This is a genomic window from Mycolicibacterium boenickei, from assembly GCF_010731295.1.
GTDB lineage: Bacteria > Actinomycetota > Actinomycetes > Mycobacteriales > Mycobacteriaceae > Mycobacterium > Mycobacterium boenickei.
Map to the genome: position 1 here is coordinate 3,968,300 of NZ_AP022579.1, position 13,648 is coordinate 3,981,947.

The 13,648-nt window shown below is 67.2% G+C and carries 18 protein-coding genes; 7 read left to right on the forward strand and 11 right to left on the reverse strand.

What is annotated here, in order from left to right; all coding sequences use genetic code 11:
- Positions 1-2 precede the first annotated feature (2 nt).
- Entirely contained in the window at positions 3-1,379 is a 1,377-nt protein-coding gene (locus G6N57_RS18785; RefSeq protein ID WP_077741078.1) for an FAD-containing oxidoreductase, read from the forward strand.
- On the opposite strand, the gene G6N57_RS18790 is transcribed toward G6N57_RS18785, so the two are convergent.
- From G6N57_RS18790 to G6N57_RS18800, 3 genes are read right to left on the reverse strand one after another with little or no spacing between them, the layout of a single operon-like run.
- The gene (locus G6N57_RS18790) at positions 1,345-1,977 is read right to left on the reverse strand and encodes a flavodoxin family protein (RefSeq protein ID WP_174814495.1); all 633 of its coding nucleotides are present in this window, start codon (positions 1,975-1,977) and stop codon (positions 1,345-1,347) included. The two genes, G6N57_RS18785 and G6N57_RS18790, sit on opposite strands and share 35 nt — an antisense overlap.
- Complete coding sequence (locus tag G6N57_RS18795; protein WP_077741077.1) at positions 1,958-2,506, reverse strand: SRPBCC family protein; 549 nt, start codon at positions 2,504-2,506, stop codon at positions 1,958-1,960. Before G6N57_RS18795 ends, G6N57_RS18790 begins: the two co-directional genes overlap by 20 nt.
- Positions 2,503-2,820 carry an ArsR/SmtB family transcription factor gene (locus tag G6N57_RS18800; protein ID WP_065511670.1) on the reverse strand — a complete coding sequence of 106 codons (318 nt, stop codon included), beginning with the start codon at positions 2,818-2,820 and terminating at the stop codon, positions 2,503-2,505. The genes G6N57_RS18795 and G6N57_RS18800 overlap by 4 nt, the downstream gene beginning before the upstream one ends.
- Positions 2,821-2,980: 160 nt before the next feature.
- On the opposite strand from G6N57_RS18800, the gene G6N57_RS18805 reads away from it, so the two are divergent.
- Positions 2,981-3,229 carry a DUF3297 family protein gene (locus G6N57_RS18805; protein WP_077741076.1) on the forward strand — a complete coding sequence of 83 codons (249 nt, stop codon included), beginning with the start codon at positions 2,981-2,983 and terminating at the stop codon, positions 3,227-3,229.
- Positions 3,230-3,383: 154 nt separating this feature from the next.
- Complete coding sequence (locus tag G6N57_RS18810; protein WP_077741075.1) at positions 3,384-3,620, forward strand: hypothetical protein; 237 nt, start codon at positions 3,384-3,386, stop codon at positions 3,618-3,620.
- Here G6N57_RS18810 and G6N57_RS18815 read toward each other — a convergent pair.
- The 3 genes from G6N57_RS18815 to G6N57_RS18825 are packed head-to-tail and all read right to left on the reverse strand — an operon-like array spanning position 3,617 to position 5,753.
- A complete protein-coding gene (locus G6N57_RS18815) occupies positions 3,617-4,135 on the reverse strand; it encodes a DinB family protein (protein ID WP_077741074.1) in 519 nt (172 codons plus the stop codon). The two genes, G6N57_RS18810 and G6N57_RS18815, sit on opposite strands and share 4 nt — an antisense overlap.
- A complete protein-coding gene (locus tag G6N57_RS18820; protein ID WP_077741073.1) occupies positions 4,132-4,929 on the reverse strand; it encodes a thioesterase family protein in 798 nt (265 codons plus the stop codon). Before G6N57_RS18820 ends, G6N57_RS18815 begins: the two co-directional genes overlap by 4 nt.
- Positions 4,926-5,753, reverse strand: a complete 828-nt coding sequence (locus G6N57_RS18825) for a RecB family exonuclease (protein WP_077741992.1) — start codon at positions 5,751-5,753, stop codon at positions 4,926-4,928. Before G6N57_RS18825 ends, G6N57_RS18820 begins: the two co-directional genes overlap by 4 nt.
- Positions 5,754-5,838: 85 nt before the next feature.
- On the opposite strand from G6N57_RS18825, the gene G6N57_RS18830 reads away from it, so the two are divergent.
- A complete protein-coding gene (locus G6N57_RS18830) occupies positions 5,839-6,711 on the forward strand; it encodes a tRNA (adenine-N1)-methyltransferase (protein ID WP_077741072.1) in 873 nt (290 codons plus the stop codon).
- Between the two features lie 96 nt (positions 6,712-6,807).
- On the opposite strand, the gene G6N57_RS18835 is transcribed toward G6N57_RS18830, so the two are convergent.
- Genes G6N57_RS18835 through G6N57_RS18845 form a run of 3 tightly spaced genes read right to left on the reverse strand, consistent with a single transcriptional unit; the run spans position 6,808 to position 8,167 of the window.
- Positions 6,808-7,101 (reverse strand): DUF503 domain-containing protein, encoded by a 294-nt coding sequence (locus G6N57_RS18835; protein ID WP_077741071.1) that lies wholly within the window; start codon positions 7,099-7,101, stop codon positions 6,808-6,810.
- 5 nt (positions 7,102-7,106) lie between these two features.
- Entirely contained in the window at positions 7,107-7,655 is a 549-nt protein-coding gene (locus G6N57_RS18840; RefSeq protein ID WP_077741070.1) for a lipoprotein LppK, read from the reverse strand.
- 8 nt (positions 7,656-7,663) lie between these two features.
- The gene (locus G6N57_RS18845; protein WP_077741069.1) at positions 7,664-8,167 is read right to left on the reverse strand and encodes an MTB12 family secreted protein; all 504 of its coding nucleotides are present in this window, start codon (positions 8,165-8,167) and stop codon (positions 7,664-7,666) included.
- A 145-nt stretch (positions 8,168-8,312) separates the two neighbouring features.
- Here G6N57_RS18845 and arc point away from each other — a divergent pair, with 145 nt between their 5' ends.
- Together arc and G6N57_RS18855 are read left to right on the forward strand one after the other, a co-directional pair.
- Positions 8,313-10,154 (forward strand): proteasome ATPase, encoded by a 1,842-nt coding sequence (gene arc, locus G6N57_RS18850; RefSeq protein ID WP_077741068.1) that lies wholly within the window; start codon positions 8,313-8,315, stop codon positions 10,152-10,154.
- Positions 10,155-10,220: 66 nt separating this feature from the next.
- Positions 10,221-10,718 carry an adenosine-specific kinase gene (locus tag G6N57_RS18855; protein ID WP_077741067.1) on the forward strand — a complete coding sequence of 166 codons (498 nt, stop codon included), beginning with the start codon at positions 10,221-10,223 and terminating at the stop codon, positions 10,716-10,718.
- On the opposite strand, the gene G6N57_RS18860 is transcribed toward G6N57_RS18855, so the two are convergent.
- Positions 10,706-11,896, reverse strand: a complete 1,191-nt coding sequence (locus tag G6N57_RS18860) for a DUF418 domain-containing protein (protein WP_077741991.1) — start codon at positions 11,894-11,896, stop codon at positions 10,706-10,708. The genes G6N57_RS18855 and G6N57_RS18860 overlap by 13 nt on opposite strands.
- A gap of 47 nt (positions 11,897-11,943) precedes the next feature.
- Between G6N57_RS18860 and G6N57_RS18865 the strand changes: the two genes are divergently transcribed.
- Complete coding sequence (locus tag G6N57_RS18865; RefSeq protein ID WP_234815633.1) at positions 11,944-12,501, forward strand: TetR/AcrR family transcriptional regulator; 558 nt, start codon at positions 11,944-11,946, stop codon at positions 12,499-12,501.
- On the opposite strand, the gene G6N57_RS18870 is transcribed toward G6N57_RS18865, so the two are convergent.
- Positions 12,443-13,384, reverse strand: coding sequence for a LysR family transcriptional regulator (locus G6N57_RS18870; RefSeq protein ID WP_077741066.1), 942 nt, complete (start codon positions 13,382-13,384; stop codon positions 12,443-12,445). The genes G6N57_RS18865 and G6N57_RS18870 overlap by 59 nt on opposite strands.
- Positions 13,385-13,648 lie beyond the last annotated feature (264 nt).

The window sequence follows — 13,648 nt, forward strand, 5'->3', positions numbered from 1 at the left end:
TCATGGCGTCCGCGCAGAGTTTCGACGCAATCGTCATCGGCGCGGGTCAGGCCGGGCCGCCGCTGGCGGGCCGGCTGACCGCGGCGGGGCAGACGGTCGCGGTGATCGAACGCAAGCTGGTCGGTGGCACGTGCGTCAACTACGGCTGCATCCCCACCAAAACCCTTGTGGCCAGTGCACATGCTGCCCATCTAGCGCGCCGCGGCGCGGATTTCGGTGTGGGCACAGGCGAAATCGACATCGACATGGCCAAGGTCAAAGCCCGCAAGGATGCGATCATGCTGGCCGACCGCCACGGGGTGGAGGACTGGCTGGAGTCGATGGACGGCGCGGTGCTCATTCGCGGCCACGCCCGATTCGTCGACCCGCACACCATCGACGTCGACGGCCAACTGCTGCGGGCCGATCGGATTTTTCTCAATGTCGGTGGCCGCGCGGTGGTTCCGGAGTTCCCCGGCCTGGACGGTATCGACTACCTGACCAACGTCGGCATCCTGGACCTGGACGTGCTGCCCGAGCATCTGGTGATCGTGGGTGGCAGCTACATCGCGCTGGAGTTCGCGCAGATGTACCGCCGCTTCGGGGCCCGGGTCACGGTGATCGAGAAGGGCCCGCGGCTGACCTCCCGCGAGGATGAGGACGTCTCCGCGACCATCGCCGACATCCTGCGGGCCGAGGGCATCGATGTGGTGCTCGACGCCGCAGACATCCGGTTTGCCAAGCGGGACAGCGGATTCGAGGTGACACCCCGCGACGGGGCGGAGCCGATCGTCGGGATGCACCTGCTGCTCGCAGTGGGGCGGACGCCGAACACCGACGACCTCGGACTGGAGAACGCGGGGGTGGATCTGGACGCCCGGGGATACGTCGTGGTGGACGATCAGCTGCGCACCACGGCGGGGCACATCTGGGCGATGGGGGACTGCAACGGCAAGGGCGCATTCACCCACACGTCCTACAACGACTTCGAGATCGTCGCCGCCAACCTGCTCGACGACGATCCGCGCCGGGTGAGCGACCGCGTCACCACCTATGCGCTGTACATCGACCCACCGCTGGGCCGGGCCGGGATGACCGTCGACCAGGTGCGCAAGTCCGGCCGGAAAGCGTTGGTGGGCAAGCGTCCGATGACCAGGGTCGGTCGCGCGGTCGAGAAAGGCGAGACCCAGGGCTTCATGAAGGTGGTGGTGGATGCCGAGACCGAGGAGATTCTGGGAGTGGCGATCCTCGGCGTCGGTGGCGATGAGGTGGTGCACTCGGTCCTCGACATCATGACGGCCAAACTGCCCTACACCGCCATATCGCGCACGATGCACATCCACCCCACCGTCAGCGAGCTGGTGCCTACGATGCTGCAGGAGCTGGAGCCGCTGGACTGAGGGTGCGGCCGATGTTGAGCTGGCGGGTCACCAGCGCGACGCGGTGCCCGAGGTGGCGGCACGTCCGCACATCGGAGGGGTGCACCTGATCGGGGTTGGCGTCCACGTTGGTCTGAGCGCCGGCGCCCAGGAAGAAGCCGAGCCGGTTGAGATCGTCCTCACTGCTGAACGAGCTGTTCCAGCCGGTTCTCAAACCCAGGTTCACCCAATGCATGTGGTGCTGGGCGGCGAAGACCACCAGCGAGCTGAGCGTGTTGAGCTTGTCGCCGCTCTTGCCGCCGGAGTTCGTGAAGCCGGCCGCCACCTTGTCGCGCCACCTGCCTTCCATGCACCGGGCGCCGGTCTTCTCGGCGAAGGCCTGAAACCCCGCCGACACGTTGCCCATGTAGGTGGGGCTGCCGAAGATCATGGCGTCCACGTTGTCCAGCATGTCCCAATCCCGGTCGGTCATCGTCTCGACGTGCAACACGGTGACGTCGGCTCCGGCGTCGACGGCGCCGGCCGCGACCGCAGCGGCCAGGGTCGAGGTGTGGCCGAACCCCGAGTGATAGACCACCGCGACGGTGGGTGCGGCGATGTCAGTTCCGTTGTGTGGCATCTTCGTTTCCTTCTTGCGGGGTCCAATGGGTGCCGAGGGTTTGAGCGACTTCCTGATAACGTCGGGCCCAGTCGGGCAGGGGCTGCCCACCCAGATACGCCTCGAGGCGGTCCAGGTAGGCATGGGTCCCGGGGTGGAAGCCCTGACCGTCGGAGATCGTCAGGCCGCGGTGCGTGAACCGCAGCAGGGTGCCGTCGCCGTCGGGGATGAGTTCGTAACGCACGACACCGGATTCGGGTGCGGACAAGACGGGCTGGTTCCACTCGTGCTCGAAAACCCTTGGTGGGTCCCACACCCGGATCCGCCCGGTCATCTTCTTCTGCTGCGGTGGGATCGGCGGCGAGTGTGGCACCATCTCGATCGTGCCGCCTTCGCGGGCATCGATCGTCGTCTCGCCCATCCACTGGTCCCGTTGTACGGGATCGGTGATCGCCGCCCACACGGCGTCGACGGGGTAGGGCAGGCGCCGTTCGAAGTTCAGCGCGGCCCGGTCACCCTCGACGGTGAGTTTTCCTTCGCGGCTGGTCATTTCGTCTCCTTGTGGGTCGCTTTGAGGTGGCGTTCCAGGGCGTCGAGGTGATCGGTCCAGTAGCGGCGGTACCGTTCGATCCACTCGTCGATCTGCACCAGGCCGTCGGCACGTAAGGCGTAGATGCGGCGCTGTGCGTCGGGGCGCACTTCGACCAGGCCGACCTCTCGCAACACCCGCAGATGCCGTGACACGGTGGGCTGGGTCAGCCCCGGCAGGGTGGCCACCAACTCGCCTGCGGTGCGCTCACCGTCGACGAGGGCGTCGAGCAACGCGCGTCGGCTGGGTTCGGCGACTGCCTCGAACACGTCCATGCCTTGAGTATTGCATTGCGTCTATATAGATGCAAGGGAATATATCTAGGTGAGGCGCGACCTTCTGGCGGCGCACACCGCGTAAGCCGCTACCTCAGCGTCGCGTAGATTCTTTGAGAATCAATCCGAGCACGTACCGCAGCATTCGACGAAGGCCATCATGTCCGAGGATCAGAACCCAGACGTTCCACCGAATCACCTCTCCATCGACCCGCGCAGTGCCTTCTATGACGAAGAGGTGCTCCGCCGCGACGTGGGTATTCGCTTCAACGGTGTCGAGAAAACCAATGTTCACGAATACGACGTGGCCGAGGGTTGGGTGCGTGTTGAAGTCCCTACCGCGAAGGATCGCCGCGGAAATCCCATGGTCGTCAAGATCCGTGGCACGGTTGAACCTTATTTCCGCTGAGCAAAACAGCGGGCGCTCTCTGACTTCCGGGGCGGCCGGCTGAAGTCGGGATACAGCACGCGGCGAACCCGCAGCGAGCCTTGCGACCAAGCCTCATCGGACTACAGTGGGCAGGGTCGGGGTGCTCCCTTGAGGCGATGGCCGGAGGTGCGACGTGAACCGATGGAAGAATCTCGGAATTGTTTCCGCCGGACTTGGTGTGGTGGCGGTGCCGATCGGCATCGCGGTCGCCGGGGCCGGGACGGCTTCGGCCGATCCGGGACTGTGCGTGAACGGTCCGTTCGGCTATGCGCAGGCCTGCGTGGACGTTCCCGGTTGGTACAACGGCTGGTATGACGGGCCGCGCTGGCGCGGCGGCTGGCATGGCGACGACTGGGGCGAGGACGACTAGCCGCCGGTCCGCAGCGCCGCGCGCTGCAGGCGCAACTGCCCGATCTCCGAGGCGTTCTTCGTCAACTCGACGTTCAGCCACAGCACCGTGTCGGCCAGTGACCGGCCGGAGTCCGGTCCCCACGGAAAGGTCGCGGGGACAGCAAGATCCGTGTCGGTCAGCGAGTCCAGCAGCCCGCTCCAGCGGGCGTTGAGAATCCTGATCCGCTGCACCGCGCCGGAGGGTCCCGGCCAGTCGATGTCGGTCGGCGCCGGCGGAGTCTGCCCGTCGACATGGGCCAGGGCGGTCGACCACCAGAAGATCATGTGCCAGGTCAGCCAGCCGATGGTGGGCACGGGAATCGGGTCGGGCTCGATCTCGGCGAAGTCCGGCCACCACCGACCCGACGGATCCTCGTGCACCGTCCACACGAGGGGGCCGGGCTCCCACAGCTGGTCCTCGTCGGTCAGGGCCGACAGGTGCAGGTCTGCCAGCGCCCAGGCCAGGTCGAACTGACGGCGCAGCTGCGCGATCACGGTGCCCGCATCACCAGAAGTGTCTGCGCGGAGGTTCCGATAAACCCTTTGCGGTCAAAGATTTCCGCCGTCGTCGCACCGACACCGTCCGGCCCGATGGAACCGCAGGCCCGCACCGCGAAGTCCGAGCCTTCCGGCAGCCGGTGCAGATGCACGGCCGTGTCGGTGTTCATGAAGATGAACTTTTCCGGATCCAGCGCCGCACCGATGCCGTTGGCCGAATCCACCACGAGCGCCAGGCGCTGCAGGGCCGTCGTCTCCTCGTCGTCGACCACCGGCGTCAGCGGACTCATCCACGCCACGGCCGCCTCGCCCTCGGCGGTCCGTTGCCTGCGCCACGACACACTTTCGAGGTAACCCGGTGCACCTTCCCAGTTGTGTGCCACGTCGGCGGCCTCGCCCTCCACCAACGGTGCGAAACGGTCGGTGGCCACGTCACTGGTGTCACTCGGGGCCAGCAGCCAGGCCGTCACCCGCGCCACCGAGCGCCAGGTGCCGTCCGGGCGGGCCGCCTGCATCTCCGATGCGACCATCGAGATGCGTGATCCCGGCCGGTCCACCCAGGCTCGAACCCGCACCGGGGCAACCGGAATCGCGCCCAGGATGTCGAGCGTCAGCCGTCCGACCCGCAGCCCCGAACCCGCGGTCAACTCTTCGATCGCCTTGGTCAACAAGGCCAGCGGCGGCGAGCCATGCTGAATGGCCGGATCCCAGTTACTCCGGGTGTCGGCAGTGGACTCGAACAGCTGGTACTCACCATCGGCGCCGAGCCGATGGTAGTGACACCCGATCATGCAGCTCCTGATTCTGGCCACCCGGGATACGGCGGCGGGGTGCCGCCGAACGCCGGACACAAACTCTGATGCGCGCACCACGAGCACAGCCGCGACGGGTTGGGCCGGAAGTCACCCGTGGCCCCGGCCACCTGGATGGCCTTCCAGATAGCCATCAGCGTGCGCTCGAAGCGCAGCAGCTCGTCATGCTCGGGCGAGTAGTCGAGGACCTGACCGTCGGCCAGATACAACAGCCGAAGCCGCGACGGCATCACCCCGCGCGAGCGTAGCAACGCCACCGCGTAGAACTTCATCTGGAACATCGCCTTGAACTCGGCCTGTGCCCGCGCCTCCGGCGGGGCCTTGCCGGTCTTGTAGTCGACGACGCGCAGCTCGCCCGACGGTGCGACGTCGATCCGGTCGACGAATCCGCGCAACAGTGTGCCGTCGGCCAACTCCACCTCGAGGCGGTGCTCGCAGCACTGCGGATCGAAGCGCGTCGGATCCTCCAGGCGGTAGTAGCCCGACAACAGCGCCCTGGCCTCGGCCAGCAGCGTGGCCGGATACTCGGTGTCGGCCAGCTCGGGCTCGGCCGCCACCACCTGCTCCCACGCCGGCTCGACCAGCGTCAGCGCGGTGTCGTGCACGCGCTCCGCCGCGGGAAGCCCGTAGAGCTGCTCCAACGCCGCGTGGACCAGCGATCCGCGCAGCTGGGCGGTGGACCGGGGCTCGGGGAGCCGGTCGATGGCGCGGAACCGGTAGAGCAGCGGGCACTGCTTGAAATCGCCGGCACGGGACGGTGACAGCGCCGGGCGGCGCGGCGTCGGGGCCGGTTCCTCACTCACGCCCACAAGCCTAGGACCGGGCTCCGACAAAATTGCGGAACCCCGGGCACCCGGCCGGTTGCGGGTACTGGCAGGCTGGACGTCCGTGGCAGGGAAGAGACCGACCGGACCGTTTGCCGTTGGCGACCGGGTACAACTCACCGACGCCAAGGGCCGGCGCTACACGATGGTGCTCAACCCCGGCGGCGAGTTTCACACCCATCGCGGCATCATCGCCTTCGATGACGTGATCGGCCTGCCGGAAGGCAGCGTGGTCAAATCCACCAACGGCGATCAGTTCCTGGTGTTGCGACCGCTACTGGTCGACTACGTGATGTCGATGCCGCGCGGCGCGCAGGTGATCTATCCCAAAGATGCCGCGCAGATCGTCCACGAGGGCGACATCTTCCCGGGCGCGCGGGTGCTGGAGGCCGGCGCCGGCTCCGGCGCACTGACCTGCTCGCTGCTGCGCGCGGTCGGCCCCGAGGGCCGGGTGACGTCGTACGAGATCCGCGACGATCACGCCCCGACCGCCGAGAAGAACGTCATCACGTTCTTCGGTGAGCGCCCGGAGAACTGGGACCTGGTGATCGCCGACCTCGCCGACTACGACGGCCAGGAGATGGACCGCGTGGTCCTCGACATGCTGGCGCCCTGGGAGGTGCTGCCCGCGGTCTCCAAGGCCCTGGTCGCCGGTGGCGTCCTGATTGTCTACGTCGCCACCGTCACCCAGTTGTCGCGGGTCGTGGAGGCGCTTCGCGAGCAGCAGTGCTGGACCGAACCGCGGGCCTGGGAGAGCATGCAGCGCGGCTGGCACGTGGTGGGGCTGGCGGTGCGTCCGGAACACAACATGCGCGGCCACACCGCATTTCTGATCAGCGCGCGCAAATTGGCGCCGGGCGCCGTGGCGCCGGTTCCGTTGCGGAAGAAGCGTCAGCTCGCCGTCGAGGCCGCTCTCGAGTCTGAGTCGGGCGCCTGACGGCTGATCGTCGGCGATTTCTACCGCACGGTCGCCGACCGGCAAGGAACGCCGCCCTCCGGTAGAAACCGGCGCGTTCGAGTCGAAGCGGTCGAACTAGTCGTCGCTGTGGTGCAGGCCGCGCCGAGTGGAGAGCAGTTCGAATTCGGGGCGGGACGCGACCATCCGTTCGGCGGCGTCGAGCACGTCGACCACGTGCGCTCGGTCGGCGGCGACCAGGGCGACGCCGATGCCGGCGCGACGATGCAGATCCTGGGTCCCGGTTTCGGCTGCCGACACCGCGAGCTTGCGGTGCAGCTCGGCGATCGCCGGACGGATCACCGAACGCTTCTGTTTGAGCGAGTGCACGTCACCGAGCAGCAGGTCGAATTCCAACCAGCCGATCCACATGGGGCTCAGCGCGTCGGGGTCGGGGCGGGCGGAGCGGAGGTTCCGGCACCGGCGCCCATCACCAGCAGCAGATCGGCGGTGTGCCGGGTCAATTGCCAGCCGTCACCGTGCGGCGTGAATTCCATCGGGAAGCTGAAATCCCTGGCCGAACCGTCGCCACCCGCGGTGACCTTGACGGTCGCCACCACGTTGGCCGGCTCGGTTTGTGACCAGGCCAGATCGGTGGCCTCGAAGGTCAGCGGGGTGAATCCGTTGTCGGCGAGCGCCCGGCCGAACTTGTCCAGCGCCGCGGCGTCGTCGGCGGTGCCTTGTTCGACCAGCACGACCTTGTCGGCACCCGGCACGTTGACGTCGGCCAGCCGGTCCAGCACTCCGGTCAGCGCTTCGGGAGCGGGCAACGGTGCGCTGGGTGGGGTTGCCGGCGCCGTCGTGGTCAGCGGGCTCGTGCTCGGGTGCGAACTGCTTGCCGGCCGATCTCCGCTCGTGCACCCACAGAGCCCAAGTGCCGCCACGATCGTGGCGGCACTCAGGACTGCGATACGGCTGCGGTTCAACTACCTACTCAGCCGACGGAGGACAGCAGGTTCAGCGCGGATCCCTTGGAGATCTGCCAGCCGGTCGGGCTCGGGCCCGCGACGAACTGGATGTTCTGGGTCGCGGTGCCGCCGGTGGCCGAGGTCGCGGTGACGTCGGCGTAGGCCACGCCGCCCTGGTCATCGATGTTGGCGATGTTGAAGGTCAGCGGGAACTTTCCTTCCGCCGCGGCCTTGTTGTAGGCGCGGTCCGCGGCGATGCTCTCGATGCGGCCGATGCCGCCCTGGATGTAGGGGGCCTTGCCGCTGAACGAGCCGCCACTGGCGAGCGCCTGCAAGGTCTGCACCAGCGGCGAAGCCAGGTCCGGTGCCGGGGTGGCCGGCAGGGGCGCGTCGAACACGACCGGCTGGATCGCCGGGGCGGCCGACATGCCGCTGGATGCAATAGAAGTCACACCCGCCGCTGCTCCGCCCACCACAGCGGCGGCAGCGGCTGCGGTGATAAAGCCGGTAACGAGGGTTTTCAAGGCCACGATTGTCCTTTCGATCGGACCAACTGAACTAAGAGGCTAACAGTGGTGCTGGTGTGTCTCGTTCCTAGAGCGCACACAATGGCTGAATCGCCGGTAGCGTTGAAGTTGTTACTGCACCAACTTACGGTGCGGGAGGGAGCGCAATATGAGTGAGTCAGAGCGTTCGGACGGCTACGCCGAGAGTTTCTCGGCCGGCCACTCGCAACCCATGTCCAGCGATGACGCCGCCGAGCTCGAATCGCTGCGTCGTGAGGCTGCGGTTCTGCGTGAGCAACTGGAGAATGCGGTAGGGCCCCAGAGCGGGCTGCGCAGTGCCCGTGACGTCCACCAGCTTGAGGCCCGGATCGACTCGCTCGCATCGCGCAACGCCAAGCTCATGGACACCCTCAAGGAAGCCCGCCAGCAGCTGCTGGCCCTGCGCGAGGAAGTGGACCGGCTGGGCCAGCCGCCCAGCGGCTACGGCGTGCTGCTGGGCACCCACGAGGACGACACCGTCGACGTGTTCACCTCGGGGCGCAAGATGCGACTCACCTGCTCCCCGAACATCGAGACCGCCTCGCTCAAGCAGGGCCAGACGGTCCGGCTCAACGAGGCGCTCACCGTGGTCGAGGCCGGCAACTTCGAGGCCGTCGGCGAGATCAGCACGCTGCGCGAGATCCTGGCCGACGGCCACCGGGCACTGGTGGTCGGGCACGCCGATGAGGAGCGCATCGTCTGGCTGGCCGAGCCGCTGGTCGCGGTCGAGGATCTGCCCGAGGACAGTGAGGCCGCACTCGACGACTCCCGCCCGCGCAAGCTGCGCCCCGGCGATTCGCTGCTGGTCGACACCAAGGCCGGGTACGCCTTCGAGCGCATTCCGAAGGCCGAGGTCGAGGACCTGGTGCTCGAAGAGGTGCCCGATGTCAGCTACAACGACATCGGCGGACTGGGCAGGCAGATCGAGCAGATCCGCGACGCCGTGGAGCTGCCCTTCCTGCACAAGGAGCTCTACCGCGAGTACTCGCTGCGTCCGCCCAAGGGCGTGCTGCTCTACGGCCCGCCCGGTTGCGGTAAGACACTGATCGCCAAAGCCGTGGCGAACTCCCTGGCCAAGAAGATGGCCGAGGTTCGTGGCGACGATGCGCGCGAGGCCAAGAGCTACTTCCTCAACATCAAAGGCCCCGAGCTGCTGAACAAGTTCGTCGGTGAGACCGAGCGTCACATCCGGCTGATCTTCCAGCGCGCCCGCGAGAAGGCGTCCGAGGGCACCCCGGTGATCGTGTTCTTCGACGAGATGGACTCGATCTTCCGCACCCGCGGCACGGGCGTCAGCTCTGACGTCGAGACAACCGTTGTGCCGCAGCTGCTTTCGGAAATCGATGGCGTGGAAGGGCTGGAGAACGTCATCGTCATCGGCGCCTCCAACCGCGAGGACATGATCGACCCGGCGATCCTGCGGCCCGGCCGCCTGGACGTGAAGATCAAGATCGAGCGGCCCGATGCCGAGTCGGCGCAGGACATCTTCTCGAAGTACCTGACCGAGGCGCTGCCGGTGCACGCCGACGATCTCGCCGAGTTCGGCGGCGACCGCGCGCTGACGATCAAGACGATGATCGAGAAGGTCGTGGACCGGATGTACGCCGAGATCGACGACAACCGGTTCCTGGAGGTCACCTATGCCAACGGTGACAAGGAAGTCATGTACTTCAAGGACTTCAACTCCGGCGCCATGATCCAGAACGTCGTCGACCGGGCGAAGAAGAACGCCATCAAGAGCGTGCTGGAGACCGGTCAGCCCGGTCTGCGCATCCAGCATCTGCTCGATTCGATCGTCGACGAGTTCGCCGAGAACGAGGACCTGCCCAACACCACCAATCCCGATGACTGGGCACGGATCTCGGGTAAGAAGGGCGAGCGGATCGTGTACATCCGCACCTTGGTCACCGGGAAGTCGTCGAGTGCGAGCCGGGCCATTGATACCGAGTCGAACCTGGGGCAGTACCTCTAACCCCTTGGCCTAACCCCTTGGCCGAATCGGCACCCGTCCCGGCGGCGCCGGTGGCAGCATGGAGCTGTGACCACACCGGCACCGTCGTGGGACGTGGTGTCCATCGACAAGCCCGACGACCTCAACGTCGTCATCGGCCAGGCGCACTTCATCAAGACGGCCGACGACCTGCACGAGGCGATGGTCGGGGTCAGCCCGTCGCTGCGGTTCGGGCTGGCATTCTGCGAGGCATCCGGTCCGCGGCTGGTGCGCCGCAACGGCAACGATCCCGAGCTGGTCGAGCTGGCCGTCCGTAATGCGCTGGCGATCGGTGCGGGACATGTTTTCGTGATCTTCCTGCGCGACGGATTCCCGGTGAACGTTCTCAATCCGATCAAAGGGGTGCCCGAGGTCTGCTCGATCTACTGCGCCACCGCCAATCCGGTCGACGTGCTGGTCGCTGTCACGCCACTCGGCCGCGGCGTCGTGGGTGTGGTCGACGGGCAGTCACCGCTGGGTGTCGAATCCGACGACGACGTGGTGGCGCGACGGGATCTGTTGCGCGCGATCGGCTACAAGCTCTGACGCATCAGGTTTCCGTCACGTGGGTGCGGTACCGGGCGCCGCTCACGGGTGCGGTCCGCCAAGGCTCGGTAGCTGGTATTCCACAGCCACTCCACCGGGCCCCGACGGAACCGGCGCAGCCACAGGTGTGCGAAGCACGTCACGACGGCGACCACCACCAGGTAGACCGCCACGGTGACCGGTACCCGTTGTGGCGTCGGCGTTGCCGCCGCCAGTCCGAAACCCCAGCCGTAGCAGATCGCCGACGCCAGCACGTTCTGTAACACGTAGCTGGACAACGCCATCCGGCCGACCTCGGCCAGCCGGCGTCCGGCCCATCCGGGGGCGGGGCGCCGGGTGTAGAACTCGGCCACCACCGCCAGGATGCCCATCGAGACGAACGGCGCGACGCCGTAGCGGGCCAGGATCAATCCCGGCCCGCCGCCGGCGACCTCGAGCGCGACGTCGAGGGGTGCGGCCACCGCGAAACCCAGCCAGATCAGCCGGCGACGCAGCACGGTGCCACGTGCCTCCAGTACACCGGCGTGAAACAGCCTGGCACCCAACAGGAACAAGGCGATCGACATCGGGAAGATCAGCAGTGTCTCCAGCCGGAACAACAGCACATGGTCGAGCCGGAACGCCACCAGGTCCCAGAACGACCCGTCTGCGTACGGATTGGGGTCGAGCGGCTGCGACGCACCGGTGCCACCTGCCGCGCTGAGCAAGGCCACGGTGATGGCGGTCAGCATCGCGATGTGCACGGCCGCGGCACCCGCGATGATCCGGCGCTGCGCGCGCGGGCTGGTGACCAGCAGGTAGGACACGATCCAGCCGGTGATGGCATAGCCCGTCAGAACGTCGAACTCGGTGAACAGCACGAAATGCACGATGCCGTCGACGAGCAGCAGCAGCGCCCGCCACGGGTAGCTTCCGGGCCACCGGAGGCCGGCGCGCAGTGCTGAACGTTGTTGCAGGGCAAGGCCGATCCCGAACATCACGGTGAGCAGGCCGAGGAACTTGCCCTGGGCGAGTAGCTGTAGGCCGATCTCGACCGGCCACCAAGGTGAGTCCGGCGGACCGTTGAGGTAGCCGATCAGCCCCTCCGGATCGGTGAAGATCCAGATGTTGGTCCCCAACGTGCCGAGGATGGCGATTCCGCGCAGGACGTCCAGAGACTGCAGCCGTGTCGAGGACATGCTCGCGGACGCCACCATACGAACGTATTGGTGCCTATGCTGATGCCGTGAGCACGCCCTATGACCGGATGGCCGATGCGGTGCTGCGCGTCTTGGTGGCCGAAGGCTTCGAAGGCGTCTCGGTGCGCAAAGTCGCCGCCCTGGCCGAGGTTTCGATAGGTGCGGTGCAACACCACTTTCCGACCAAGGACGCGATGCTGGCCGGTGCGATGGATCGCGCCGCGGCCCGGTTCCTGGCCCGGCTGGGGGAGTGCCTGACCGCGGAGCAGTCCGCGGCACAGCGGCTGGAGACGTTGGCAGTGGCCCTGGTGTGCCCGGAACCCGGCGATCGCGACATCAGTGTGGCCTGGCTCTTGCGGCTGGCCCGCGCCGCGGTCGACGAGCAGACCGCGATCCGGCACCGACAGGACTGGATCCGGATGTCGCAGTGGCTGACTGAGCTGATCGCGGCCGCCGCGCCTGGGGCAGATGCCGGGCCGGCTGCCGTCGAACTGCTGGCCCTGTTGGACGGGCTGGCCTGCTCGGTGGCCGTCGAGCCGGACCGGGTCAGTCCCGCGCTGGCCGAGCGGATCGCCCGGGACCATGTCCGGCGGTTGCTGCACTGATGCCTGCCGCGATGGTGCGTAGCTGCTCCAGTACGGCAGCCACGGCCGGCCGGGTGCCCGCGCCCGCGCGGGTGACCGCCTCCACCCGCCGGGCCATCGAGATATCGGTGATCGGCAACCGCACCAGCTCCCGTGCCAGCCGGACGTAGCGGGGCATCAGGGCGATGCCGGTGCCGGCGTGGACGAGCTCCTCGACCACGCGGAAGTCATTGATCCGCTGAGTGATTCGCGGTTGCACGCCGGACAGGATCGCGATGGAGTTCAGCACGTCGTCGACCATCAACCCGCCTTCGACACCGATCCAGGGTTCGTCGGCCAACTCGGTCAGCCGCACCCGACCGAGGCCGGCCAGGTGATGTCCGGGTGGCAGGACGACATCCAGCGGCTCCCGCAACAGTTCGGTGGATTCGAAGCGTGGGCCCCACGGCGACGCGTCGCGCTCGTCGCGGTGCACCACCACGATGTCGAAGTCGGCGAGTTGCGCCGGCGCGCGAGAGGCCGGAACGTCGATGTCGCGGCCGACTACGTGGACCCCGCGCTCGGCCGCCCGGATGATCAACGGGGCCAGCAGCATTGTCGCTCCCGAGGGGAAGAACGACACGCTCACGGTGCCGTGCGGTGTGCTTCGGTAGGCATCCATCTCGGCCCTGGCGCGGTCCAGCGCAGCCAACACGGCGTCGGCATGGCCGACGAGCACCTGACCGGCATCGGTCAGGCGCACCCGCCGCCCGGCGGGTTCGATCAATGTCACCCCGGCCTCCCGTTGCAGGATCTTCAGCTGCTGGGAGACGGCCGAGGGCGTCATGGACAGCACGTGGGCAACCGCGGCGACCGTGCCGTGGTCGGCGAGTTCGCGCAGCATTCGCAGACGACCGGCATCCATGTAGTAATGCTACATATAATGTGTAAAAACATTAGCTTGACTGAACTATTGGATAGGCAACACGCTGGTCGGTATGACCCGTCGCGCTACCGACCTCGGCCTGCTCGCCGTCGCCGCGGTGTGGGGATCGAGCTATCTGGCCACCAAGGAGATCGCCTCTCCCGATACCGTTTTCGCGCTTCTGGGGGTGCGGTTTGCGCTTGCCACGGCCGTCCTCACGGTCGTCCTGTGTCGCCGGTTGGCGGGGTTGACCCGCGCCGAGGC